Origin of the sequence: Rhizobium leguminosarum bv. viciae USDA 2370 (assembly GCF_002008365.1) — a bacterium.
Lineage (GTDB): Bacteria > Pseudomonadota > Alphaproteobacteria > Rhizobiales > Rhizobiaceae > Rhizobium > Rhizobium leguminosarum.
On record NZ_MRDL01000059.1, the window covers coordinates 222,076 to 247,407 of the forward strand.

The following is a 25,332-nucleotide window of genomic DNA, read 5'->3' on the forward strand; positions in this document are numbered from 1 at the left end:
CCTCGATGTCACATTGTCGCGATCTTCAGGCCGGTATTTTCGAAACGTGCCGCCGATCCCGCGCTATCATAAACAGCCCAGTCGACGCTGTCCCTGCCGATTTTGAATACGGCGGTCGCAAGGGTGTTCTCGTTATCAGGATCGTCCGGCTGGACGCGGTAGATCGGAAGAATGCGATGTTCTTGATCCCATAGGACAGACAATGGTGCCGGCGGTTCGTCGTTTGCATCGAGAATATCCTGACCACGTTCCTGCCGTGAGCCGGACGACCCCGTTATGATTTGCGGCTCGAATGCCATCTCCACGTGGACAAGATGATTTGCATGGACGGCTGGGCTTGCGATTTCCGCGATCGAGCAGTTCGCATGCGTGAACTCGACGCTGACCAAGCGGGACTGCCCTGCCTGCGCCAGCGTGAAGTGGAACGCGCCGGAGCGCGGTGCCTCAGACAGTAAAGTCAGTGCGGCGTCGATCGTCGCGCAGTCGAGAACGGCGCGGCTCAGCACCATCCGCGGCAATCCATCTCCGGCAAGCGTTGAGCGGATGTTGTTCACGGTAAGCACGAGACCGCTACCATTGATCGCAAATGTATGGCCGGGTATCGATCCCGGATAGACGAATGCCGTGAATGGCTGACCCTGGTTCGGGGTGATGGTCGCCAGCGCGCATCGCGACCGCAGCCCCGGATCGCCGTCTTCGTTATGGGCTATGACCGGGAATGAACCCGGTATCTGGACCGTGGTGCAGCCATCCGGCGCCATCGCCCAGACGTCGCCCCGGCAGTTCCACGCAAAGACTTCGTCGAAGGGCAGCTCCATTCCGTCCGCCAGGCCTGAGAGTTCCTGCAGATACTGCGGATAACGCTCCTCGACCACTGACCTCGCCGCACGTATGCGGTCGTCGTGCCTGAGCGCCATGACCGTCGCCCATGCATAGGTCTTGACGAGGTGTCCGTGAACGAGGGACGCGCCATGACGACCGAGACCCCGTCCGATATCGTAGTGGCTTCCCGAAAGGGTCAGGCTGGCAAGGCGATAGTCTGTGTCAATGGACATGCTGCAGGAACTCGCGGAGGCGTGGATTTTCGGGGCTGTCGAGGAGAACGGCCGGATCGCCGTCAACGGCGATGTTGCCGTTCTCCATGAAGATCAGCCGGGTTCCGACCTTGCGGGCGAAACCGATTTCATGCGTCACCACGATCATCGTCATGCCCTCTTCGGCCAACGACTGCATGACGCGCAACACCTCATGACGCAGTTCCGGATCAAGCGCCGAAGTCGGTTCGTCAAACAACATCAGCTTCGGTTTGACCGCCAGGGCGCGAGCGATGGCGACACGTTGCTGCTGGCCTCCAGACAACTCCGACGGATAGTGATGGCCGCGGTCCGCTAGCCCGACCTTTGCAAGCAGCGCCGTCGCCTGTTCGGTTGCGTCCGCCTTGCTCAGGTTGCGGACCCTGCGGGGTCCAAACGCAACATTCTCGAGCGCAGTCATCTGCGGGAACAGATTGAACTGCTGAAACACCATCCCAGCCTCCTGCCGGATCAGCCGGACCTTGGAACGGCTTTCCCGTACGCTGATTCCATCAACGATCAGATCGCCGCCGTTGATCTCCTCAAGCGCGTTGATGCAACGCAGCAGGGTGGACTTTCCGGATCCGGACGGGCCGATCAACACGACGACCTCACCTTCGTCAATCTTGAGATCGACGTCCTTCAAGACCGAAATCGGCCCAAAGTTCTTGGTGACATTTTTGAATTCGACGAGGCTCACAGGATTCGCATCCTTTTCTCGGTTACACGCAGGATGAGGGTCAGCGTTCCGGTCATGATCAGATAGAACACGGCAACGGCTGACCAGATTTCGACGGCGCGGAAGTTCGCCGCCATGATTTCCTGGCCCTGGCGGGTCAGTTCGCCCACACCGATGACGATGAACAGCGACGTGTCCTTCAAACTGACGATGAATTGATTTCCGAGCGCCGGGATCATGCGCCGGAAGGCTAGCGGTCCTATGACGTAGAACAGCACCTTCCAGAGCGGAAGACCCAGCGCGAGCCCGGCTTCCTTCAGTCCTTTGTGGATGGACAGAAACGATCCCCGGACGATTTCGGCGATATAGGCCCCGGCATTGACGACGATCGCGGTGATCGCCGCGGTGATCGGATTGATCCTGATATCGGCGACCAGCGGAAGCGCAAAATAGATGAACATGACCTGCACGACGATCGGGGTGCCACGGATGAGTTCGACATATATGAAAGCGATCACGTTCAGGACGACATTGCCATAGGCGCGCATCAGGCCGGCAACGATACCGATGATAAGGCCACCGACAAGCCCGGCTAGCGCGATCATGACCGTCAGCTGCGCGCCCTTGAACAGTTCCGGCAGCGCCTGCCAGACAACCGACCATTCGAATTCCATAGAAATCATCTCCATGCGAGGAAGGAGCGCCGGCCGAGCCGGCGCTGATAATCTCGTATTGGAGATCAGCTCTTGGGCGGCTCGGTACCGAACCACTTCTTGTAGATGGTGGTATAGGTGCCATCGGCCTTCAGCTTGGCCAGCGAGGCGTTGACCTTTGCGACAAGTTCGCTGCCCTTGGGGAACGCCATGCCGTACTGCTGTGCCATCATCTGGGCACCGACGGTCTTCACTTTACCCTGGCCATTGGTCTTGATGTAATAGAGCACGTTCGGCGTGTCGTGCATCGCGGCGTCGGCGCGGCCTGTTGCAACTTCGAGATAGGCGTTGTCGCTGTTCGGAAACAGGCGCAGTTCTGAATCCTTGAAGTTCTCCTTGGCGTAATCGGTGGCGGAAGTTCCCGTCTTCACGGCAAGCGTCTTGCCCTTGAGATCTTCCGGTCCCTTGATAGCGCTGTCCGTCGGAACCATCAGCAGGAAGCCGCTGTCATAGTAGCCGTCGGAGAAATCGATGACCTTCTTGCGTTCGTCCTTGATCGTGATGCCGGCGAGACCGACATCGACCTGTTTCGTCTGAAGGGCGGGAATGATGCCGTTGAAGTCCATCGGCTGCAGTGTGTAGGTGACGCCAATGTCCTTAGCGACAGCATCCCAGAGGTCGATGTCGAAGCCGACATACTTGTCGCCTTCCTTGAACTCGAACGGTACGAATGCCGTATCGGTGGCAACGACCAGATCGGCGGCGCGTGCCGGCAGTGAGAACGCGATTGTCGCTGCAACAGCGGCTCCAAGTAGGTATCCAAATCTCAGTTTCATGTGAGTTCCCCTTTTTTGGGCAAATGCATTCGGCGTTTGCCTTTGATCGACGTACGCAAATATAGACTGCATTTTTAATGCTGTCGCATTCAAAATTTGCACTGCCGTGTCGAGAGGGTGTGAGGAATGACCAAAAGCAAGGCGCCGCTTGCCAACAACGGAAACATCCGATCCCCGACGCCCAAAGACGGTCACGGCGGTAGATCTCTGAGATTCCAAGCGGTTAGCATGTGCAGGAAATCTTGAAGTAAAAAACACGGCCTTCCGGGCGCGCACATAAAATGGCCAAGACGATCAAAAATGATCCAGATAGATCATATATTTTATTCACGAAACGAATGGATCACAAATTATTACAATGTCGCTTAACCCGGGCCATGGGCGCAAATGCTGGTCTGAAACGCCTCGCAAAACCGTTTCGAGCGCACGACAGAAAAAGCCGGCCTCTGTCGAGGTCGGCTTCGGTCAAGAATGCAGGAAAAGCTGATCGCTTGTTTATGCGATTGCCAAGCCATCCGGGAGGACTACGCCAGGCCGGCAACCGCCATATCGATCGCGTCGCCGAGACGCTCAACGATCGTGTCGATATCCCGGTCCGTGACGATAAAGGGCGGTGCCAACAGAACGTGATCGCCCGTTTTCCCGTCGATCGTGCCGCCCATCGGATAAACCATCAGGCCTCGGGCCATCGCTTCCCTTTTAATGCGAACGTTCAGTTTTGCCGATGGATCGAACGGCGTTTTGGTGGACCGATCCCTGACAAGTTCAACGCCTCGGAACAATCCTCGTCCGCGGATGTCGCCGACATGGTTGTGGTTGCCGAGACGTTCGATCAGTCGGGTTTCAAGGTGATCTCCCATGGCGACCACATTGGCCAGAAGGTTTTCGTTGCGGATGACGTTTTGAACGGCGAGGCCGGCGGCGGCAGCCATCGGGTGGCCCATATAGGTGTGACCATGCTGGAAGAAACCGGACCCATTGGCGAAGGCGTCGAAGATCCTGCCCGAAAGAAGCACGGCTCCAACAGGTTGATAACCGCCGCCCAATCCCTTGGCGATAGTCATGAGATCGGGGACGACACCATCCTGTTCGCAGGCGTGAAGCGTGCCCGTCCGGCCCATCCCGCACATGACCTCGTCGAGGATAAGCAGGACGCCATACCTGTCGCAGATCGCACGAATCTTCTCGAGATAATCGGCAACCGGTGGCACTGCGCCAGACGTGGCGCCCACGACGGTCTCCGCCACGAAAGCGATGACCTGATCTTCGCCAAGTTCGAGAATCTTGTCCTCAAGCTGCTGAGCGGACCGCGCGGCGAAGGCTTCATCGGCTTCGCCTTCTTGCCGCAGCCGATAGGCGTAGCAGGGATCGATATGGTGTGTTTCGATCAGAAGAGGCCGAAACTGCGAACGCCGCCACTCGTTGCCTCCCGTCGCAAGCGCTCCCAGCGTGTTTCCGTGATAGCTCTGACGACGGGCGATGATGTGCCGGCGCCGCGGTTCGCCCATCTCGACAAAATACTGGCGTGCCATCTTCAACGCTGCCTCGACCGCTTCCGAGCCACCGCTGACGAGATAGACATGATCAAGGCCCTGCGGCGCGTCTTCGACCAACCGGTCAGCGAGCCGCTCGGCGACGTCGGTCGTGAAAAAACCGGTGTGCGCATAGGCCATAGTGTCGAGCTGTTCGTGCAATGCGGCAAGGACTGCGGGATGCGCATGGCCGAGGCACGAGACGGCCGCTCCTCCCGACGCATCGATATAACCTTTTCCATCGGCATCGAAAATTTCGATACCTTGGCCGCGCACCGCGACGGGAAGTTTCGAATGGATCGCACGATGCAGAATATGGGTCATGACCGTTTTTTCGGGTTCCGTGGTTTGAGATGAGTTTTGAACGAAGCAAACAGTTCGTCGGACCGTCTGAGCGCTTCGACCGCGTTCTCGCCTGCGTTTCCGGCGATGAGAGTGCCAAGGACTTCGGCAACGGCGAAGGCCGGCGACATCGTATGGAAGAAGGACGCACTATCGGTAGCGACGAGCACGGCGACGGTAGCGAACTGGGCGAGAGGCGCTACTTCGCTGTCGGTCACGGCAACGACAGGAACGCCCTTTTGGTGGGCGTATTCGGCGATTTCGATGGTCGCGCGGGTATAGGGCAGAACGCTGGCAACGAGGAGCACGTCATCGATGCGCGCGTTCCCGATGGCGTCCGCGCCGGTTCCGCCCAGACCGTCCAGCATGACGGACTTCTCGCCGATCAGCGACATCATGTAATGCAACTGCCATGTGACTGAATGGCTCGACCGAAGTCCCAGGCAGTAGACCCGTCTTGCCGCAGCCAGCAGCGTGGCCGCTTCAACGATCCGGTTCAAGGATTGTGGCTCCGCCAACTGGGCGACCTGGGTGCTGATCGAGGCGAGCATGTCTGCGGCGAGCGCATGGTCGCCCTTGAGCTTCTGGCTGGCGACCTGAGCCCCGGCCTTTCCGGCAAAACCGGGCTCCTTGCCACGCACCGCCTCGGCATACATCGCACGGATCGCGTCGTATCCGTCGAGGCCGAGATGTTTTGCCAGGCGGGTCATGGTCGCAGGCTGGACACCGGCATGCTTCGATTGCTCCCGCATGGAAAGGAGGGCGACATCGCGGGGATGGTCCAGGATGTAGCGCGAAGCCGTCTGCAATTGCGCGGACATGCTGTCAAACGTGTCAATGATGGCTTGGCGAAGAGGTGCTTGATCCATGTCTGACTTATAATCCCCTTGCAGGCAATTGCAACATATGTTTCACAAAAGTATACTATGATCCGTATGGATCAAGGCGAGGAGCGCTTTCATGAGTATTGAGACTGGTTTGAAGTCCGTCGCAATAGCGGTGGCTCCGAACGGAGGCCGCAAGACCAAGCTGGAACATCCGAACCTTCCTTTGACAGCAACGGAGCTTGCCGAGACCGCCGTTCGATGCAAAGAGGCGGGCGCCGCGATGATTCATGTCCACGTTCGCAAGAATGATGGCAGCCATCTTCTCGATGCGGACGCATACCGGAAGGCGATGTCGGCTATCCGGTCACGCGTCGGTGATGACCTCGTCGTGCAGATCACCAGTGAGGCACTCGGAGTTTATACGCCGGCCGAGCAGATCGCAGTCGTCAAGGAGACATGCCCGGAAGCGGTGTCACTCGCGCTACGGGAACTTGTCCCGGACACCTCGTTCGAAGCTGCCTTCGCCGATCTCCTGGCCTGGATGGCGCGGGAGGGTGTACTCCCCCAGATCATACTCTACGATCCCTCCGAGGCTGTAGTGCTTGCGGACATGCAGACGCGCGGCCTCATACCCTGGCGCACCATTTCCGTGCTCTTTGTGCTTGGGCGATACACGGCAGAACAGACATCGCAGCCGACCGATCTCCTGCCATTTCTGGCGACCGGCATTCCACGTTTCGAGCATTGGAGTGTTTGTGCATTCGGCCGTCATGAAGCAGCCTGCGTTTCAGCGGGCGCGCTGTTTGGAGGAAATGTGCGGGTGGGTTTTGAGAACAATACCCGGCTTCCCAATGGAGCGGCTGCATCCGGCAACGAAGATCTTGTCATCGCTGTGTCTCAGACAGTTCAGAGCTTAAATTACAAACTGGAAAGCGGCGTCGATCTCAGGCAGCGATTGATTAAACTAGCAAGTTAGCCAATGCGCCGGCGGTTCCAGCATTTGCAGAAAAGGCTACGGCAGGAATGGCGGATTGCTCACAAAGCGGTGGCATCGGATCGAAAGCCTGGCAGGTCACCCTTTCTCCTATGGCGTACCGCTGAATTACGGGGTCTGCGTTTCGTATCCCATCAAGGCGATCGTCCTGCCTCTTGTCGCAAGACATTATGGGCGGCAGCGATATTCTCATATCCCGCTGCATCTTGTAGGGTCGGCATCTGCAGACCTACGGGAAAGTTCAGCGATGAAGAAGACCTTCAATCCGGCGTCGGTACGCCGGCCTTTTGGAAATTACAATCACGGCCTGCTCGTGCCGCCCGGCGCATCGCTCCTGGTCACGTCGGGCCAGCTTGGTATCGGTCTCGATGATGCTGTTCCGAGCGACATCACTGCTCAGGCGGAACTCTGCTTCGAGGCGATCAAGGCGATTCTGCAGGAGGCAGAGATGAGTTTTGCCGATGTGATCCGCATTTCGGGCTTCGTCACCCGCCGTGAGGATTTCCCGGCCTATATGGCTGTCCGGGATCGCTATACGCTCGATCCGAAGCCGGTTTCCACCTTGCTCGTCATCGGCGGTTTTACGCGCCCTGAGTTCCTCGTCGAGGTCGAGGTGACGGCCGCGAAAATCTTGTAGAGTATTTCCGTTTTTTCTTCGAAGCACCGAGATGCTCTACCTCTTTGTTTTCACGCAATTCCCGGCAAGAGCGCTTCGCGCTTTGCCTGGCAAAACCGCGGCACACTTTTGCTCGAATTGCTCTAGAATCGCTCCATCGCGTCTCCGACGCGGGTGAGGAATTTTGCCCGCGTCTCTGGCGTGCAATTGTTCATATCGTAATGGGCGAGGAACGTCACCGGCCTCACCGGATTGATCTGCGCCCTCAGCACGCGCTTGACGATTTTCTTCGGCGGGTTGCCGGCGGCGAAGGCGCGGAAGGGCGTTGCCCCGTAAGTCAGGACGGCTGCGAGCTTGCGGATGTGGCGCAGCCGCGATTCTACCTTGCCGTTGACCAATTGGAAGGAAACACCCGGTAGCCACACACGGTCGAAATATCCCTTCAGGATAGCCGGAAAGCCGAAGTTCCAGATCGGGGTGCAGATCACCAGCCCCTCGGCCGCTTTGAGCCGGTCGACATGGGGCGCCACCAGCTTCAGATTTTCTGGATAGTCGTGATAGACGAGCCGGTCGTGGCGCGAGAGCACCGGATCGAACTGCTCTTCATAGAGGTCGCAGGCGTCCACCATATGCCCGGCCTTCTCAAGGCTCTCGACGGTCTGCCGGTAAAGCGCCTTGCCGTAACTTTCCTCGACCGGGTGAGAGTGGAGGACGAGAACCCTCATGAAGCCTCCATCAGGGCCGCCAGGCCGGGGAAGAGATAGTTCTTGCCGGCGTTGAAATCGAAATCAGGATTTTCCCACGCAATCATCTTGCCGGGATTGAGCAGGCCCTTCGGATCGGTTTCCTGCTTGAAGGCAAGCTGAACAGCGTCGGTGCGCTTCATGCCGCCTTCTTCAAGCGTATAGCGGTGCGGGTTGAAGATCGGGCATCCATTGTCCTGGTGGATCTTGATGATCTCTTCCAGCCGCTCTTCGGTGGTATAGCGGACCAACGGCAGGCCGGAGCACTGGATCTGGCCGTCAAACTTGATGAATTCGAGATGCCCTGGCACTTCGTCACCGAAAATTTCGACCATCTTCCGCACCTTGGCGACATGGTCCGGGCCTGGATATTGCACCTGCAGATAGGTGAAGCTCGGGTCGACCTTCAGCGCACGCAATGTCGTGTGGTTCCAGGCAAGCTCATAGGCATGCGGAATGCCGCGCATGCTTTCCACTTTGTCGGAGCGGAACATGATCTCGCCCTTCTGCGCCGCCGTGAAGGCAAGAAAGGCATCCATGGAGTGCGGCGCAATCATCAGCACGACGATCGACTGGCCCTGACGGATGTAAGGCTTGTGGCGGGTGAAATAATCGAAAGGAATGGGAGCGGCGATCGGCGCGATCTCCTTGACGAGGATGCCGTTGCATTTCGCCAGCGCGTCGGAGAAGCGCACCGCTTCCATGAAGTCGTCATAGCCGACGAGCACATCGACCCAGTCATAGGCAGGTGCGAGCGGCATCTCAATCTCGGTGATGATGCCGTTCGTGCCGTAGGCATGGCTCACTTTCTGGAGATCCCAGCCGGTGAGATCGAGGACGCGCGGTTCGGCCTCCATGGTGACGACGCGCAGCCGCAGGATGTTGCCGAGGTCGCGCAAGCCGCCCCAGGTGATCGAGCCGACGCCGCCAGAACCGCCGGCGATGAAGCCGCCGACCGTCGCCGTCTGGGCGGTGGAGGGGTGGAAACGCAGCTCTTGGCCGGAATGGGCCTTGGTCTGCTTGTCGAGTTGGGCAAGCACGATGCCCGGTTCGCAGATGACGCGGCCGGGATGGATCTCCTTGATCTTGTCCATGGCTGCAAGATTGAGAACGATGCCGCCGGAAAGTGGCATGGCCTGGCCGTAATTGCCGGTGCCGGCGCCGCGCGGCGTGACCGGCACGCCATGGGCAAAGGCGACCTTCAGCGTCCGGATGACCTCTTCCTCGGTCTTCGGTGTGACGACGATATCGGCCGTCACATTGTCGAGCTGGGCTTTGAGTACAGGCGAATACCAATAGAAATCCCGGCTCTTCTGGCGAACCAGCGCCGGATTGTCCTCAACGGCGATGCCTTCGAGTTCCTTTTTGATCTTCTGATAATCGGCCATGTCAGGCTCCAACGACGTTATCGAGTTCACGGTAATCCGGCAGGCTGCGGTCGATCACCTTGCCGCGGCGAAGCACGACGCGGTCAGACTGCGGACGGGACAGGAATTCACTCCAGCGCCGCGCGCTGAAGAGCACGAGATCGGCCGGATCGCCGGCGGCGATACGGCCCTTGTCCGACCGTCCGACGATGGCGGCGGGCGAGGTGGTGACGACGCGGGCGGCAGTATCGAGCGGATGGTCGAGATGCAGAATCCTCACGGCCTCGCGGAAGACCTCCACTGGATCGAGATCGCCATAAGCATAGAAGGGGTCACGCGTATTGTCGGATGCGACCGCGGTCGCGACACCGGCAGCGGCCAGCTCCTTGAACAGCGTGACGCCGCGCCAGCGCGGGGTGCGGCCGGGATAGCGATCCTGTAGATACATGTTGCACATCGGCAGTGCGATGACCGCGATACCTGCCTTGGCGACCAACGCGACGGTGCGCGCGGCGGTGTCTTCGTCCTGGCGGGCGAGCGAGCAGCAATGGCCGGCGGTCACCTTGCCCTCGAACCCGTTGCGCAGCACGGCCTCGGCGATTGCCTTCAGTGTCTCGGCGCCGCGATCATCCGTCTCGTCCACATGCAGATCGACATCCAGGCCATGCTCCGCGGCAGTCCTGAAGAGCGTGTCGAGCTGCCAGACAAGCTCCGGCCCCATCCTGGTGACGCCGCCAAGCAGGCCGCCGGTCTGCCGGATGACCGTGACGAGATCGGCAAAGAAGGTGCTGTCTGCCATGGCATCCAGCGGGAAGAGGGCGACCGCCTGCAGCGCGATCCTGTCCTTCCAGGCATCCCGGATTTCGTCAAAAACTTCGAAGGAGATGCGATGCTGGGGCGCAAGCGAATCCAGGTGCGTGCGGATCAGGCTGGTCCCATGGGCATAGGCGGAGCGGAGCGAGAATTCCATGCGCCGTTTGACGTCCGCGGCCGACCAGTTGGCTTCCCGGTCGGCCCTGACGGCATCGAGCGCGCCCATGAAGCTGCCGTCGGGATTGGCCTGGCGTGGCCAGATATGGCCTTTGTCGAGATGAGTATGGATATCGGCAAAACACGGCCAGACCATGCCGTCCTTGAGATCGATCCTGGCATAATCGGCGGGTGCGGCGCCGGCCGGCCGGATGGCTGCAATCATGCCGTCGCTGATGACGATATCGACCGTGGCCAGTCCCTCGGTGATTGGCACGTCGACATGCTCGAGGGTGACGACGGGCACTGTCGCATTGCTCAGCACGAAGCGGGCCGCATTTGGCGGGGATATGAAAGAATAAGTCATCAGTTTTCCCGTTTGATGCTGCTTTCATGCCAGCGGTGAAGGCTCAGCCAGGCAATGAGGGTGGTGAGGCCGAAGATCGCTACCCCAAGCATGGAGAGCATCAACAGCGCTGCGAAGAGGCGCGGGATGTTCATCCGGTACTGCGCTTCGAGCAGGCGGAAGGCGAGGCCGGAGCCGGCACCGGCGGAGCCCGCGGCAAATTCAGCGACGACGGCGGCGATCAGCGCGAGCCCGCCGCCGATGCGAAGACCGGTCATGAAATAGGGCTGGGCGGCCGGGATCTTCAGATGGATCAGCGTCTGCCAGCGCGAGGCGCCATAGAGCTCGAAGAGGTTGATGAGGTTATGGTCGACGCTCTTCAGGCCCTGCACCATGTTCGACAGGATCGGGAAGAATGCGACGAGGAAGGCGCAGATGAGGAGCGCGACCTGCGTGGAGGGAGCGTAGATCAGGATCAGCGGCGAGATCGCCACGATCGGCGTTACCTGCAGGATGACGGCAAGGGGATAGAAGGCAAGCTCGACCCAGCGCGATTGCACCAGGAAGATCGCAAAGCCGACGCCGCCGACAAGCGCCAGCATCAGCGACATGAAGGTGATCTTGGTGGTGACCCAGAGGGCAGGGGCGAGCGTACCCCAATCCGTCACGAAGGCATTTGCCACAGCGGCCGGTCCTGGCAGGATATAGGGCGGCACGCCCGACAGTTTCACATAGGCGTACCAGACGAGGATCAACAGAGCGATGACGAGGAAGGGGATTGCGATGCGCAGCGCAAGATCGCGGCGCCTTGCGCTTGCGGTACCCTTAACGAGCAGCGGCGATGTGTCTGTTTCATCACTCATCAATGATCCCCTGCCGAATTGATCGCCCCGATCAGCGAATGCGATACCGTTTCGCAGGCCTTGCGGTATTCTTCCGAGGTGCGGTAGTGCGCGTCGCGTTCGAGGCTGGTGATCAGCGGGACGTCGGCATGCACGCGCCCGGGCCTTGCCTTCATCACGACGATGCGGTTCGAGAGATAGGCGGACTCGAAGACCGAATGCGTCACGAAAATCACCGTAATGCCGGTCGCCTTCCACAGCCGCAGCACGTCGTCGTTGAGTTTCTGGCGGGTGATCTCATCGAGCGCGGCGAAAGGCTCGTCCATCAGCAGCAGCTTCGGCTTCGTCACCAGCGCACGGGCGATCGAGACGCGCATCTTCATGCCGCCGGAAAGTTCGCGCGGATAGGCCTTGGCAAAATCCTGAAGGCCGACAGTGGTCAGCACTTCCATGATCTGATCATGCGCGGCTGCCTTCGAAACGCGCCTCAACCTCAGCGGCAGATGGACGTTGTCGAACACGTTCTTCCAGGGCATCAACGTCGGCTCCTGGAAGACAAAGCCGATATCGCCCTCCGGCAGACCTCTGGAATTGATGCGCGAACTCGGCCAGTCGATCGTTCCCGAGGTGACATCGCCGAGACCGGCTATGATGCGCAGCGCCGTCGACTTGCCGCAGCCGGAAGGGCCGAGCAGGCTGACAAACTCGCCGCTTTCGACCGTGAGCGACATGTTCGAAAGAGCGACAGTGCCGCTGGAAAAGACCTTCGAGACCGACTGCATGACAACAAGCGGCCGCTTGCGCGTCTCTTTCGGGGATACCGCCTGGATGTCTGCTGGGAGCATTGCTGTCTCGTTCATGCGGGAGGATACGGCCCGCCACGTCCTCAATGGCGGACCAGGGGAGAGCCGTCGGTCGGCCTACTTCTTCAGTGCCACACCGGTGCTCTTGCAGACGAACTTCGTCGTAAACGCTTTGGTGTAATCCGTCTCCGGCTTGAAGACCTTGATCGCCACCATCTCGTTGAAGAACGTCTTGTAGTGCGCATCGGTGATGCAGCCGATGCCCTTGTCGAGGCTGTCGCCGGATTCGATGATGCCGTATTCCTTCATCTTGGCGATCGAGTAGGCGAGCTGGCCATCCGTCATTTCAGGATTATCCTTCTTGATCAGCTCGTTCGCCTTGCTGTTGTCGCCATGGAGGTAGTTGTACCAGCCCTCGATCGAGGCATCGACGAAGCGCTGCACGACATCGGACTTGCTGTCGATCATCGCCTGTGTTGTCGTGATCATCGTCGAATAGGGCGAGTAGCCGTTGTCGGCGAGCAGGAAGACCTTCGGCTCGAAGCCTGCCTGCTTCTGGATCTCGTAAGGTTCGGAGGTCAGGTACCCCTGCTGGGCAGAGTCCTTGTCTGCGAGGAAGGGGGCGGGACTGAAGTTATAGGGCTTGTACTGCTCGTCCTTGAAACCTTTGAAGTTTGCCTTCATCCATTCGAAATAGGTGAGGTAGCCGTCCTTGCTGAGGAACAGCGTTTTCAGCTTGGCGAGGTCCTCGAACTTGTCGACGCCATTGTCCGGATGGGCGATCAGCACCTGCGGATCCTTTTGGAAGATCGCGGCGACATCGACCAGCGGAATGCCCTGTTCGACGGCGGATATTTCGCCCTGAGGGCCGCCCATGTAGAAATCGAGCTTGCCGGATATCAGCAGCGCGCTGTTTGCAGCATTCGGGCCGCCCTGGACGATGGTGACGTCGAGGCCGTATTTTGCATAGGTGCCGTCGGCAACGGCTTGGTAGAAGCCGCCATGTTCCGCCTGGGCAAGCCAGTTCGTCCCGTAGCTCACCTTGTCGAGGGCAAGCGCCGGCGAGGCGGCGGCAAGCATCGAAGCGAGGCCGAGGCAGCTCAGGAATTGCGTCTTCATCAGTGCTTTCAACATGGTCGGCAGTTCCCCTTTTGTGGTCGAGGGACGCCTTGCTCGGCTCCCTTTTGAGGGAATTTGAGCCATTGCCATGCGCTTTGAAAAGCATCAAAATTCGTGCGCATTGATGCCTTTTCGGCATCTCTGGGAAAGCTGAAGATAATTTGTGCGTCCTGCGCAAAATTTATGCATTGGAGAGATCATGTTGCACTCCAGACGCCTTCTTTACATCAATGAGATCGCCCGTTGCGGTTCGATCCGCAAGGCGGCCGCGCGCCTCAACGTGGCGTCTTCGGCGGTCAACAGGCAGATTTTGGCGCTGGAGGAGGAGATCGGGGCGCCGCTTTTCGAGCGGCTGCCGCGTGGCCTGCGGCTGACGGCGGCTGGCGAACTCTGTATCGAGCATATCCGGGACGTGCTGAAGAATTACGAGCGCCTCGAGGGGCGCATCCGCAGCCTCAAGATGCAGCAGGCGGGAAAGGTGCGCATGGTGACGACCGTTGGGCTTGCCGCCGGGCCTCTGCCCGAAATCATCGCGCGCTTTCTTTCAGAACATCCGCGCGTCTTCGTCCAGCTGCGCAACGATACCGGCGGCACGACGGCCAGCCCCGTTGTATCAGGCGAAGTGGATATCGGTCTCGGCTTCAACATCCCCGCCACGCCGGGCATCCGCACGCTTGGAAATTTCGATATCCCGATCGGTGTCGTGCTGCCGCCGGGGCATCACCTGATCGGTCCCGGACCGATCAACCTCGCCGATGTCACCCAGGAAAAACTGGTTCTGGCGCAGCCGGGCACCAGCCTGCGCGAGGTGATCAACCTTGCTTTTGCGCGCCTGCCCATCTCGGTCGAGCCGGTGCTGGAAACCAATGCATCGGAGATGCTGAAACAGCTCGTCAAATGCGGCACGGGGCTGACGCTGCTCAATCCGCTCGACGTCATCACCGAATGCCGGCGCGGTGAACTGGTCTTCCGGCCGATCGCCGAGCCGCATGCGCGTTACCAGCAGATGAAGCTGTTTGCCCGCGCCCGCGCGCCCCTCGACGCGGCCACCAGTCTTTTCGTCGAATATCTGCTCGCCGAACTGCTCGGCCTGGTGCAGGAATTGCAGGCCAAGGGTCATATCCCACCGGATGTGAAACCCGCGGCTGAGCCTATTTCACATAGAGATTCGAAAGCGGATAGGCCTTGAGATCCTGGAGCAGCTCGACAAACCCCTTGACCTGATGGCGGCAGATCGCCTCGCCCTTTTCGGCTTTGGCGATCGAGGCATCGCCGACAACGCCGAAGGGATTGAGGTCATGCGCGATCCAGGCCAGCGAATGCGGCGGCAGAGGCTGAAGAAATTTGGATTGCTCCCGCATCCCTTCGGCCTTCGAGGCAAAGTTTTGGGCCTTGTCCATGCGCACCAGTTCGGGGCGGAAGTGCAGCATCAACGACGTCTCGACATCGCCGCCGTGGATGCCGTATTTGCTCTCGTGATCGCTGACCATACCTTCCGGATGACCGAAACGGCCCCATTGGGTGGAGACCACCGCCATTTGATGGCGCACGCGCAGTTCGCGCGCGACGATGCTCATGATGTCGACATTGCCGCCGTGGGAATTGACGATCACCATCTTCCGCAGCCCGGCTTCGGCAACCTTCGCACCAATCGCCGTCCAGACGGGGATGAGCAGCTCGGCACTGAGCGACAGCGTGCCGGGGCCGTAGATGTGTTCGTTGGCCTTGCCGATCTCCTGTGTCGGAAGGACCAGGATATCCAGACCCTCCGGCCGCTGCCTCTTCAGCTCCGCCAGCATGCCGGTCGCGATGGCGACATCCGTTGCGATCGGCAGATGCGGGCCGTGCTGTTCCGTCGAGGCGATAGGCAGAACGGCAATCGTGGTCTCGGGGGAGAGGCCGGCAAAATCGTATGTATTGAGCTCGTTCCAGTAAAACGGCGTAGCCATGCGGTCTTCCCTTTTCGTCACCTGCTTCGATAGGGAGTAGGGAATAAAGATAAGCCGGAAAAGCATCATTTTTTGCGCATGGCGCTGCTTTTTTTCGTACGCATCAGCGGGCGTTACTCCTCCGGCGTAGGCATGGTCGGCAACCGCATCGACGAGACGCTGCGCCGACGCTTCCGCATCCAAGGCAACTTCATTGAATATGTGGCTCGCAGCCTCGACGTCGATACGCCAGACGATATCGTGGCCGCCGGTGGCGCAATGAAGAACTAACTCGCGGGATGGCAGCGAGATGGTTCGCCCTATCTGATGACCGTTGCATTCGATCTGGAAGCACCACGCCTAGAGCGCCGCGCGTCTTTCAGACGCGTTAAGGGCGCTCTATCTCTTTGAATTTGCGCATAATCCTCTCCGAAATTCGGTTCCGATTTTCGGGGTTATGCGCTAGAGCCTCATCTGGCCGCCATGCTCGCGACCAGATCGCTGAACCTCTCGCCCTGAATGCCGACATGACCCCGCAGCAGCCGGCGGGCCTCATCTCCATCTCCGGCAAAGATCGCATCGACGATGGCGCAATGTTCCAAGAAGGACGTCGACAGGCGGTTGCGCACACGTAGTTGGAGGCGGCGATAAGGCCGCAGGCGTCGATGCAATTGCAGACATTGCTGCTCAAGGAAATCGCTTCGGCCGGCGGCGTAGATGGCCTTATGGAACTCCTCATTGTCGTAATAATAGGCATCACTGTCACCGGCAGCGGCTGATTGCTCACAGCGGCCGTGGGTGGCCGTGATCGCTTCTCGAGAGGTCTTGTCCAGCCGCCGTGCGGCGAGCGACCCGGCCAGGCCCTCCAGTTCCGCCATAACTTCGAACATCTCATAGACGCGGTGCGGCCCCGGATCGATGACAACAGCACCTCTGCGCGGTCGAATTTCGATGAGACCAATGGCATCGAGCTGCATCAGCGCCTCGCGCACCGGCGTGCGGGAGACCCCGAAACGCGTCGCAAGCACCGTTTCGTCGAGCCGCTCACCGGGAGAGAACTCGTTGGAAAGAATTGAATTTTCAATCTCATCCCGAAGCCATCGGCCGACATTCTCGGACATTCGTTTCACTTTCCTCATACACAAATGCTATTCTTGTATACACGATTGTTGACCTCGTGTACGAAGAGTGGCATTCTACATACTACCGGTGAAACCCGAGGATGGGAAGCAGCCGTCAAAAAGGTCCGCACCTGGCTGGCCGGCGGAAGAGAGGAGAAATGGCATGTCTGAGGCTTCCTTCTTCACCGACATGCTGCAGAGCATCACGGATCGCGGACGCCAGCTCCTGTTTTCCGGCGCGCGCGCCACGCAGGTCGCAGCCAAGGTCGATCTCCAGACACTCTGTGAAATGCTGCTGTCGAGCCGGGGCGAGGCCTCGGGCATGGCGCTTGCCGCCGAGATACTCGATCGCTGGGGCGCGCTCGAGAGCGAGGGCGCGCAGAAATTCCTCCTTATGCTGCATGAAAAGTTCGGGCCTGACACAACCAAGCTCGACCAGGCGATTGATAAATACCGCGCTGACAAAAGCTCTGCCGCGATCATTGCTCTCCACCAGGCAGCCGAGCCGCGGCGACAGGAGCTTCTGCGCCGATTGAATCACGCGCCGAACGGCACCGCCAAGCTCGTCCGGATGCGCCAGCAGCTGCTTGCTTCCAAAGATCAATCCGCAGGTTATCACGCGCTTGACGCCGACTTCACGCATCTGTTCGGCTCCTGGTTCAATCGCGGCTTCTTGACGCTGCGGCCCATCGACTGGACGACGCCGGCTTACATCCTGGAAAAGATCATCAAATACGAGGCGGTGCACGAGATCGCCGGCTGGGAGGAATTGCGTCGGCGATTGGCGCCGGCCGACCGCCGTTGCTTTGCCTTTTTCCACCCCCGACTAGCCGACGAGCCGCTGGTGTTCGTCGAGGTGGCGCTCACACGATCGGTGCCCCGCGCGATCGGGGATGTGCTCGACGAGGGCAGGGAGCAGATCAACGCCGACGAGGCGACGACGGCCGTCTTCTATTCGATCTCCAACTGCCAGGATGGCTTGCGTGGGATCTCGTTCGGCAACTTCCTGATCAAACAGGTCGTTGAAGATCTGCGCCGAGACCTGCCCGGCCTGAAGAACTTCGTCACGCTATCGCCCGTTCCAGGCTTTGCCCGCTGGCTTGCCAAGGCGCGCCCGGAAACGCTGACGGCGCTGGACGATCCGAACTGGCCCGACGACAAGAAGACGGCGACCGAAGTGGAGCGCGTGCTGCTGCCTCTTGCGGCGCGCTATTTCCTGGTCGAACGGACGCCGGAGGGCCGCCCCGTCGATCCGGTCGCCCGCTTCCATCTCGGCAACGGCGCTCGACTTGAAAGACTGAATTTTCTTGGCGACCGCTCGGCAAAGGCGATGCAGCAGGCACACGGCCTGATGGTCAACTATCTCTACAAGCTCGACGACATCGTGGCCAACCACGAGGCTCTGGCGCAGCGCGGCGAAGTGATTGCCTCGCCTGCTGTCAAAAGCCTGCTCAACCAGAACGACGAAAGCCGCAGCGGCGGCAATGGCCAGCAAGGCTCCCGGCCATTCGCACAGATAGTGAACTCAACGCTTGGAGGAGGGCGAAAGTGAGCAACCATCTTTTCGACGCCATGCGGGCCGCCGCGCCCGGTAACGCACCATTCATCCGGATCGATAACACGCGCACATGGACCTATGACGACGCCGTCGCTCTTTCCGGCCGCATTGCCGGCGCGATGGACACGCTCGGCATTCGCCCCGGCGACCGCGTTGCGGTGCAGGTCGAGAAAAGTGCCGAGGCATTGATCCTCTATCTCGCCTGTCTTCGAAGCGGCGCCGTTTACCTGCCGCTCAACACCGCCTATACGCTGGCTGAGCTCGATTATTTTATCGGCGATGCGGAGCCGCGTTTGGTGGTTGTTGCATCGTCGGCTCGAGCGGGCGTGGAGACAATCGCCAAGCCCCGCGGTGCGATCGTCGAAACTCTCGACGCTGATGGCAGCGGCTCGTTGCTGGATCTCGCCCGCGATGAGCCGGCTGACTTTGTCGATGCCTCGCGCTCCGCCGATGATCTGGCTGCGATCCTCTACACCTCGGGAACGACGGGACGCTCCAAGGGGGCGATGCTCACGCATGGGAACCTGCTCTCGAACGCCCTGACCTTGCGAGATTTTTGGCGCGTCACCGCCGGCGATCGACTGATCCATGCCTTGCCGATCTTCCACACGCATGGGCTGTTCGTCGCCACGAACGTCACTTTACTCGCCGGCGCCTCGATGTTCCTGCTGTCGAAGTTCGACCCGGAGGAGATCCTGTCGCTGATGCCGCAGGCAACGATGCTGATGGGCGTGCCGACCTTCTACGTGCGCCTCCTGCAAAGCCCGCGCCTCGACAAGCAAGCAGTCGCCAACATCCGCCTCTTCATTTCCGGTTCGGCTCCACTGCTTGCAGAAACACATACCGAGTTCCAGGCACGTACCGGTCACGCCATTCTCGAGCGCTACGGCATGACGGAAACCAATATGAACACGTCCAACCCTTATGAGGGGAAACGGATTGCCGGAACGGTCGGCTTCCCGCTGCCTGATGTGACGGTGCGCGTCACCGATCCCGCCACCGGGCTCGCGCTGCCGCCTGAAGAAACAGGCATGATCGAGATCAAGGGGCCGAACGTTTTCAAGGGCTATTGGCGCATGCCCGAAAAAACCGCGGCCGAATTCACCGCCGACGGTTTCTTCATCAGCGGCGATCTCGGCAAGATCGACCGGGACGGTTATGTCCACATCGTCGGCCGTGGCAAGGATCTGGTGATTTCCGGTGGATACAACATCTATCCGAAAGAGGTGGAGGGCGAGATCGACCAGATCGAGGGTGTGGTTGAGAGCGCTGTGATCGGCGTGCCGCATCCCGATTTCGGAGAAGGCGTGACCGCCGTCGTCGTGCGCAAACCCGGCGCTGTCCTCGATGAAAAGGCCATCGTCAGCGCCCTCCAGGACCGGCTCGCGCGCTACAAACAACCCAAGCGCATCATCTTTGCCGAAGACTTGCCGCGCAACACGATGGGCAAGGTTCAGAAAAACATCCTGCGGCAGCAATACGCCGATCTTTACACCAGGACGTAAGAGGACCGCGCCCTCTGGGAGGAGGGTGCGTCGACATCCCGCATCAATCTTGAAAACAGCAACTGCGACGCGGAGGCGTCGGAGGGAGGGGAATCATGGGTATTGAATTACTGTCCATAGGCCTGCTGATCGCCATGTTCATCATTGCGACGATCCAGCCAATCAACATGGGTGCGCTCGCTTTTGCCGGCGCCTTCGTGCTCGGCTCCATGATCATCGGGATGAAAACCAACGATATATTTGCCGGCTTTCCGAGTGATCTGTTCCTGACGCTCGTCGCCGTCACCTACCTCTTCGCCATAGCGCAGATCAACGGCACGATCGACTGGCTCGTCGAATGTGCCGTCCGCCTGGTGCGCGGGCGGATCGGCTTGATTCCCTGGGTGATGTTCCTGGTCGCCGCCATCATTACTGGCTTCGGCGCACTTGGGCCTGCTGCAGTCGCCATTCTCGCACCCGTCGCGTTGAGCTTTGCAGTGCAGTACCGCATTCATCCGGTGATGATGGGTCTGATGGTGATCCACGGCGCGCAGGCAGGCGGCTTCTCGCCGATAAGCATCTATGGCGGAATCACCAACCAGATCGTTGCGAAGGCCGGCCTGCCTTTCGCTCCGACCTCGCTGTTTCTTTCCAGCTTCTTCTTTAACCTGGCGATCGCGGTGCTGGTCTTCTTCGTGTTCGGTGGCGCGAGGGTGATGAAGCACGATCCCGCATCACTTGGCCCCTTGCCCGAACTCCATCCCGAGGGCGTATCGGCGTCGATCAGGGGCCACGGCGGCACGCCTGCAAAACCGATCAGAGAGCATGCCTATGGTACGGCGGCCGATACCGCGACGACGTTGCGTCTGAACAATGAGAGAATTACCACCTTGATCGGCCTGACGGCGCTCGGCATCGGCGCCCTGGTTTTCAAGTTCAATGTTGGCCTCGTCGCCATGACCGTCGCCGTCGTCCTCGCGCTGCTGTCACCGAAGACCCAGAAGGCCGCAATCGACAAGGTCAGTTGGTCGACCGTGCTGCTGATTGCCGGCATCATCACCTATGTCGGCGTCATGGAGAAGGCCGGTACGGTCGACTACGTGGCGAATGGCATATCCAGTCTCGGCATGCCGCTACTGGTGGCGCTTCTGCTTTGCTTTACGGGCGCCATCGTCTCGGCCTTTGCTTCCTCGACCGCGCTGCTCGGCGCGATCATCCCGCTTGCCGTTCCGTTCCTCCTGCAAGGGCACATCAGCGCCATCGGTGTGGTCGCGGCGATCGCCATCTCGACGACGATCGTCGACACCAGCCCATTCTCCACCAACGGCGCCCTTGTCGTCGCCAATGCGCCGGACGACAGCCGTGAGCAGGTGTTGCGACAGCTACTGATCTACAGCGCCTTGATCGCTATCATCGGTCCGATCGTTGCCTGGTTGGTGTTCGTCGTGCCCGGGCTGGTTTGACGACGGGCTGCTCCCAGCGAAAAGTGTGCCGAGCCCTGTTCGGCACACTTGGAGACCGTGGATGTCCCGATCACGGAAACGGGGAAAAACGTTTTCAAGGGAGAGCGATCCGGCGTGAAGCGGGGGGCCAGCTCTTGCCAACTAGAAGGACGTCTTATCATTCGGCGCCTTAGCGCAGTTTCTCAACGGCGACGGCAAGACACGCTTTGAACGCGGCGAGATCCGTATAGAGTGCATCCCGCGCCGCGTCTCCGATGATCAGGACGCCACCGCGCCGCTCAATTCCGGCGTGCAGCATCAGATTGTCGGCTAGGCCGAAATCCTCGACCGCAATTCCATTCGGGTCCCGCAGTCGACCTTCAGCATCATAGGCGACGGCCCCGCCATAAAGATCGCTCACCCGCCCGCTGTGATCGCGGGCCACATTCGTGTAGGCGAACACAGGCTTACCGCTTGCGCACATAAAGCCGAGTTCGAAGGCCGTCCCTGTATCGGCGGCGATGCCACGAAAGGGCGTCAGATTGGCGATGATCGCGTCAGCCTCAATCATCATCTTCTCGTCCACTGCGTTTATCGCAGCCGCCCGCTCGCGCTTCGAGTTCGTGTGCGGGATTTCCAGATCGCCAGGCGAGAGCGGAATAAGTCCCGCCTCACGGGCAAGTGCCGCCTTGCGGTCGAGCATTTCACGGGCGTTGGGAAGGAAGACCTCCGGACCGGCGAGATAAACTTTTTTTATCATAGAATCGCACCTAAAAGGGATGGGCTTGGCATCAAAATACCTCCCTCGCTCTACAGCGAAGTAGGATCACAATCCAGTGGGCGAAACCGCCCATGCCGCAGCGCGTATCTGCACGCGTAGAGATCACGCCGCCGTGCTGCAGATTGTAAGTGCAGCATAGGCAACGCGGTGCCATCGCCACGTCAGGCCTGCTCGTGCTCGATGTCAATGTTGGCGGCGCGGCCCCGCTCGACGTCAACACGGTGCGCAATGAACTGCCCGCGGCGACTGAGCGGGGAATCAAACACCTCATTCCTGTCTGCGTAGGCTCCCCAACATAGCCTTGAACCCCGCGACCGCCCGCTTCGAAACCGCCTCCGGATTCTCCGCATTGGCGATCCACAGCGCCATATGGCTGCTGGCGCCATTGATGAGGCGAGCGGCGGTTTCGGTGTCGATGTCGATGATCTCGCCATCGGCCTTGAGACGGTCGAGGCTGCGAGAGAGGGCGGCGATACAGCCGGGGGTGTTCTGCCATTGCGAGATATCGCCGAGTACGGCAGGGCCATCGCGAAACATGATGCGCTGGATTTCGGGCTCAAGCGCCATTTCGATATAAGCGGAGCACTCATCGACAAAGCCCTGCCAGCGCGTGGGAGCGGCGGCCGAGACCTCATTCAGCCGTTCAGTCATTTCCGCGTCGATTTCCATGATGACGGCCTGGAGCAGGCCCCTCTTGTCACCGAAATGGTGATAGAGGGCCCCGCGCGTCAGTCCCGCTTCGCCGGTGAAATCGTCCATCGAAGCTTCCGCGTAGCCGATCGTGCCAAAGGCACGCCGCCCGGCTGCGATAAGTTTGCCGCGGGTCTCTGCGATCATCTCCTGGCGCGGTTTGCGCATGGCTACTCCATTGACATACGCCGCGTATCTTTTTCATTGACATACGGGACGTATGCATTATCTAGACACATACGCTTCGTATATAAGTGTTCTATCCGATAGCTGGAAGGATCGTCCCATGTCAAATCCGTATAAACAAATATTCGCGGCACCTGGGGCCAAGGGCTTCTCCGCAGCCGGCTTTTTCGCACGCCTTCCCATCGCCATGGCGCCGATCGGCATCGTCGCCATGCTCTCCCAGGCACATGGCGAATATTGGCTGGCAGGCGCCGTGTCGGCGACCTATGCGCTCACCAATGCGGTGATCTCGCCGCAGATTTCGCGAGCGGTCGATCGGCTGGGCCAGACGGCAGTCGTCGTTCCCAGCACCATCGTGTCAGTACTGGCGTTCATCGCGCTGATCGCCGCTGCCAACCAGAATTGGCCGGTGTGGACGCTGTTCGCCTCGGCCTTCCTCGCGGCGGCCATGCCAAGCATCCCGGCGCTGATGCGGGCGCGCTGGACGGAACTCTTTCGCAACAAGCCCGAGCTCAACACGGCCTTCGCGTTCGAAAGTGCCGCGGACGAACTGGTCTATATCGCCGGCGCCTCGCTGTCCGTCGGGCTTGCGGTCGCCCTATTCCCGGAAGCCGGCATGATGGTGAGTACAGCTTTTCTAGCGCTAGGGACGGCCGCCTTCATCGTGCAGCGCGGCACCGAGCCGAAGGTGCGGCATGTCGCCGGCGCAGCTTCGGTCGGCTCCGCGATCCGCCAGCGTCCAGTGCAGATCATCACGCTCGCGCTGATCTTCGTCGGCGCGATCTTCGCAACCGCTGAGGTGAGTGTTGTCGCCATCACCAAGGAGCTTGGTCAGCCGAATGCGGCAAGCCTGGTCATCGGTGTCTATGCCCTCGGTTCCTTCCTATTAGGTTTGACCCTCGGCGCGCTTAATCTGCGCATCCCCTTGCATCGTCAGTTGCTGATCGCTGTTGCGATCCTCGCACTGACCTCGTTGCCGCTTCTCGTCGCCGGCAGCTCGGTAATGCTGCTTGCTGTCGCCGTCTTCGTCAGCGGCATCGCGATCTCGCCGACCTTTATAACTGCCTTCGGACTGATTGAGCGTCGCGTACCGGAATCGGTGCTGACGGAGGGCGTCACCTGGGTCATGACCGGCATCGGCATCGGTATGGCGCTTGGTGCCTTCGTCTCGGGCTGGGTCGTCGACAGCTACGGTCCCCAGAGCGGATTCTGGGTGTCTGCGGCGGCCGGGGCCGCGACCGTCCTTATCATTGCGCTTGGTCAGCGTACCCTGTCGGGAGAGTGCACCGACGGGGAAGATTGCGCGATGCTGGAACCGGCGCAGTAGCAGGGCGGGCGGTAGACAGGAACGAAGCAGGAGGGTTCACCGGCCAACGGTTCGAGACCGTTCAAGGCGGAAGGCAGTGGGTTAAGCCGCTTTTCGGGAGAACTCACGAGCTAAGTCGAGAAATGCTCTGACGCCAGCCGATAGATTTCGGCGTCCAGGATAGTAGAGGCATAGGCCTGGATAGGGCGGCGTCCAATCTTCCAGAACACGAACAACGCGCCCCGCCTCTATCTCCGAGAGTATGTCTTGTTCAAAGAGGTAGCCCACGCCGGCGCTTTCGAGCACGGCAGTCCGCGTAAGGCTGGCCTCATCGAGTGCGATTGGCCCCCGTACATCTATCTGCACCGGCTCGCCGTCTTTTTCGAACCGCCATCGAAATAAGGAGCCGTCAGGCAGCCGCACGCGGATGCATCTGTGATTGAGAAGATCCGGAGGCACTATGGGCCTTCCGTGCTTCTTGAAATACTCAGGAGACCCGACGACAGCGTGTCGCTGAGGCAGCCCGAGCGAAACGGCAATCATGTCGGTGGGAACGAGGCCTTCAACCCTGACGCCCAGATCGAACCCGTCCTTGACGATATCGACCATTTTCCCCTCGGTAACGATATCGACATTCATGTCCGGATAGCGGCGCAGGAACTCCAGCACGAGCGGTGAGATGATGGCGCGCGCCGCAAATGGCGCTGCGTTGATCCGTATTGTTCCGGAAGGAGTCTCGCGATGGGAGCGCACCAGATCCAGAGCAGCATGGAGCTCCTGAAGCGAGGGCGCGACCTGCTGCACAAACAACCGGCCGGCGTCCGTCAGCGAGACACTGCGGGTGGTGCGGTTGAACAACCGCACGCCAAGTCCCGCCTCGAGCCTGCTTATCGTGTGGCTCAACGCGGTCGTGGACATGCCGAGGTCAATGGCCGCTGCTCGAAAAGTCCCGCGCCTAGCAATTGCAATGGCCGCTTCAAGTTCCTTCAGGCTGGCTAGCTCCATTGTCCCGACCTGTTCATCATCGCATGCCGGTTTATCCCACTTATTTATGCAATGGTCGAGGGATAAGTATCGGTTAGGTTATGAGGAGAA

At 59.9% G+C, this 25,332-nt stretch carries 25 protein-coding genes; 8 read left to right on the forward strand and 17 right to left on the reverse strand.

All coding sequences use genetic code 11. The features are described from left to right. Positions 1-8: 8 nt before the first annotated feature. The 6 genes from BS629_RS35150 to BS629_RS35175 form a co-directional block, all read right to left on the reverse strand. Positions 9-1,055: a C45 family autoproteolytic acyltransferase/hydrolase gene (locus BS629_RS35150; protein ID WP_018245565.1), complete on the reverse strand. Its 1,047-nt coding sequence runs from the start codon at positions 1,053-1,055 to the stop codon at positions 9-11. Beyond that, positions 1,045-1,773 (reverse strand): glutamine ABC transporter ATP-binding protein GlnQ, encoded by a 729-nt coding sequence (glnQ, locus tag BS629_RS35155; RefSeq protein ID WP_026188685.1) that lies wholly within the window; start codon positions 1,771-1,773, stop codon positions 1,045-1,047. The genes BS629_RS35150 and glnQ overlap by 11 nt, the downstream gene beginning before the upstream one ends. Then, on the reverse strand, positions 1,770-2,426 hold the full coding sequence (gene glnP, locus BS629_RS35160) for a glutamine ABC transporter permease GlnP (RefSeq protein ID WP_018444690.1): 657 nt from the start codon (positions 2,424-2,426) through the stop codon (positions 1,770-1,772). Before glnP ends, glnQ begins: the two co-directional genes overlap by 4 nt. Positions 2,427-2,491: 65 nt before the next feature. Then, entirely contained in the window at positions 2,492-3,241 is a 750-nt protein-coding gene (glnH, locus tag BS629_RS35165) for a glutamine ABC transporter substrate-binding protein GlnH (protein ID WP_018245566.1), read from the reverse strand. A 524-nt stretch (positions 3,242-3,765) separates the two neighbouring features. Further along, on the reverse strand, positions 3,766-5,097 hold the full coding sequence (locus tag BS629_RS35170; RefSeq protein ID WP_018245567.1) for an aspartate aminotransferase family protein: 1,332 nt from the start codon (positions 5,095-5,097) through the stop codon (positions 3,766-3,768). After that, positions 5,094-5,984, reverse strand: coding sequence for a MurR/RpiR family transcriptional regulator (locus BS629_RS35175; RefSeq protein ID WP_018245568.1), 891 nt, complete (start codon positions 5,982-5,984; stop codon positions 5,094-5,096). The genes BS629_RS35170 and BS629_RS35175 overlap by 4 nt, the downstream gene beginning before the upstream one ends. A 91-nt stretch (positions 5,985-6,075) precedes the next feature. Between BS629_RS35175 and BS629_RS35180 the strand changes: the two genes are divergently transcribed. Further along, positions 6,076-6,918: a beta-keto acid cleavage family enzyme gene (locus tag BS629_RS35180; protein WP_032981329.1), complete on the forward strand. Its 843-nt coding sequence runs from the start codon at positions 6,076-6,078 to the stop codon at positions 6,916-6,918. A 265-nt stretch (positions 6,919-7,183) separates the two neighbouring features. Further along, positions 7,184-7,573: a RidA family protein gene (locus BS629_RS35185; protein WP_018245570.1), complete on the forward strand. Its 390-nt coding sequence runs from the start codon at positions 7,184-7,186 to the stop codon at positions 7,571-7,573. A 122-nt stretch (positions 7,574-7,695) separates the two neighbouring features. On the opposite strand, the gene BS629_RS35190 is transcribed toward BS629_RS35185, so the two are convergent. From BS629_RS35190 to BS629_RS35215, 6 genes are all read right to left on the reverse strand, one after another. Next, positions 7,696-8,277 carry an NAD(P)H-dependent oxidoreductase gene (locus BS629_RS35190; protein WP_018245571.1) on the reverse strand — a complete coding sequence of 194 codons (582 nt, stop codon included), beginning with the start codon at positions 8,275-8,277 and terminating at the stop codon, positions 7,696-7,698. Next, on the reverse strand, positions 8,274-9,683 hold the full coding sequence (locus BS629_RS35195) for an FAD-binding oxidoreductase (protein ID WP_018245572.1): 1,410 nt from the start codon (positions 9,681-9,683) through the stop codon (positions 8,274-8,276). The genes BS629_RS35190 and BS629_RS35195 overlap by 4 nt, the downstream gene beginning before the upstream one ends. Before the next feature lies 1 nt (position 9,684). Beyond that, entirely contained in the window at positions 9,685-10,998 is a 1,314-nt protein-coding gene (locus BS629_RS35200; protein WP_018245573.1) for a cytosine deaminase, read from the reverse strand. Beyond that, positions 10,998-11,840: an ABC transporter permease gene (locus BS629_RS35205; protein ID WP_032981327.1), complete on the reverse strand. Its 843-nt coding sequence runs from the start codon at positions 11,838-11,840 to the stop codon at positions 10,998-11,000. Before BS629_RS35205 ends, BS629_RS35200 begins: the two co-directional genes overlap by 1 nt. After that, positions 11,840-12,664 (reverse strand): ABC transporter ATP-binding protein, encoded by an 825-nt coding sequence (locus BS629_RS35210; RefSeq protein ID WP_018245575.1) that lies wholly within the window; start codon positions 12,662-12,664, stop codon positions 11,840-11,842. Before BS629_RS35210 ends, BS629_RS35205 begins: the two co-directional genes overlap by 1 nt. A 75-nt stretch (positions 12,665-12,739) precedes the next feature. Further along, positions 12,740-13,756, reverse strand: a complete 1,017-nt coding sequence (locus tag BS629_RS35215; protein ID WP_018245576.1) for an ABC transporter substrate-binding protein — start codon at positions 13,754-13,756, stop codon at positions 12,740-12,742. A gap of 184 nt (positions 13,757-13,940) precedes the next feature. Here BS629_RS35215 and BS629_RS35220 point away from each other — a divergent pair, with 184 nt between their 5' ends. Further along, a complete protein-coding gene (locus tag BS629_RS35220) occupies positions 13,941-14,930 on the forward strand; it encodes a LysR family transcriptional regulator (protein ID WP_003562367.1) in 990 nt (329 codons plus the stop codon). Here the strand turns inward: BS629_RS35220 and BS629_RS35225 are convergent. After that, positions 14,893-15,759: a creatininase family protein gene (locus tag BS629_RS35225; RefSeq protein WP_018245577.1), complete on the reverse strand. Its 867-nt coding sequence runs from the start codon at positions 15,757-15,759 to the stop codon at positions 14,893-14,895. The two genes, BS629_RS35220 and BS629_RS35225, sit on opposite strands and share 38 nt — an antisense overlap. A 9-nt stretch (positions 15,760-15,768) precedes the next feature. Between BS629_RS35225 and BS629_RS35230 the strand changes: the two genes are divergently transcribed. After that, the gene (locus tag BS629_RS35230; RefSeq protein WP_018245578.1) at positions 15,769-15,960 is read left to right on the forward strand and encodes an MAPEG family protein; all 192 of its coding nucleotides are present in this window, start codon (positions 15,769-15,771) and stop codon (positions 15,958-15,960) included. Positions 15,961-16,139: 179 nt separating this feature from the next. On the opposite strand, the gene BS629_RS35235 is transcribed toward BS629_RS35230, so the two are convergent. Next, on the reverse strand, positions 16,140-16,790 hold the full coding sequence (locus tag BS629_RS35235) for a GntR family transcriptional regulator (RefSeq protein ID WP_026188687.1): 651 nt from the start codon (positions 16,788-16,790) through the stop codon (positions 16,140-16,142). A gap of 163 nt (positions 16,791-16,953) precedes the next feature. Between BS629_RS35235 and BS629_RS35240 the strand changes: the two genes are divergently transcribed. The 3 genes from BS629_RS35240 to BS629_RS35250 all read left to right on the forward strand — a co-directional run bounded on the left by BS629_RS35240 (position 16,954) and on the right by BS629_RS35250 (position 21,295). Next, positions 16,954-18,342 (forward strand): malonyl-CoA decarboxylase, encoded by a 1,389-nt coding sequence (locus BS629_RS35240; RefSeq protein WP_018245580.1) that lies wholly within the window; start codon positions 16,954-16,956, stop codon positions 18,340-18,342. Then, positions 18,339-19,853: a malonate--CoA ligase gene (locus BS629_RS35245; protein ID WP_018245581.1), complete on the forward strand. Its 1,515-nt coding sequence runs from the start codon at positions 18,339-18,341 to the stop codon at positions 19,851-19,853. The genes BS629_RS35240 and BS629_RS35245 overlap by 4 nt, the downstream gene beginning before the upstream one ends. A 95-nt stretch (positions 19,854-19,948) precedes the next feature. Then, a complete protein-coding gene (locus tag BS629_RS35250) occupies positions 19,949-21,295 on the forward strand; it encodes an SLC13 family permease (RefSeq protein ID WP_018245582.1) in 1,347 nt (448 codons plus the stop codon). Positions 21,296-21,464: 169 nt separating this feature from the next. Here the strand turns inward: BS629_RS35250 and BS629_RS35255 are convergent, their stop codons facing one another. Together BS629_RS35255 and BS629_RS35260 are read right to left on the reverse strand one after the other, a co-directional pair. Beyond that, the gene (locus tag BS629_RS35255; RefSeq protein ID WP_018245583.1) at positions 21,465-22,034 is read right to left on the reverse strand and encodes a nucleoside 2-deoxyribosyltransferase; all 570 of its coding nucleotides are present in this window, start codon (positions 22,032-22,034) and stop codon (positions 21,465-21,467) included. Between the two features lie 288 nt (positions 22,035-22,322). Next, positions 22,323-22,913 (reverse strand): TetR/AcrR family transcriptional regulator, encoded by a 591-nt coding sequence (locus tag BS629_RS35260; protein WP_026188688.1) that lies wholly within the window; start codon positions 22,911-22,913, stop codon positions 22,323-22,325. Positions 22,914-23,031: 118 nt separating this feature from the next. Between BS629_RS35260 and BS629_RS35265 the strand changes: the two genes are divergently transcribed. Next, the gene (locus tag BS629_RS35265; RefSeq protein ID WP_018245585.1) at positions 23,032-24,258 is read left to right on the forward strand and encodes an MFS transporter; all 1,227 of its coding nucleotides are present in this window, start codon (positions 23,032-23,034) and stop codon (positions 24,256-24,258) included. Positions 24,259-24,339: 81 nt separating this feature from the next. Here BS629_RS35265 and BS629_RS35270 read toward each other — a convergent pair whose 3' ends face one another. Further along, entirely contained in the window at positions 24,340-25,242 is a 903-nt protein-coding gene (locus BS629_RS35270) for a LysR family transcriptional regulator (RefSeq protein WP_018245586.1), read from the reverse strand. Positions 25,243-25,332 lie beyond the last annotated feature (90 nt).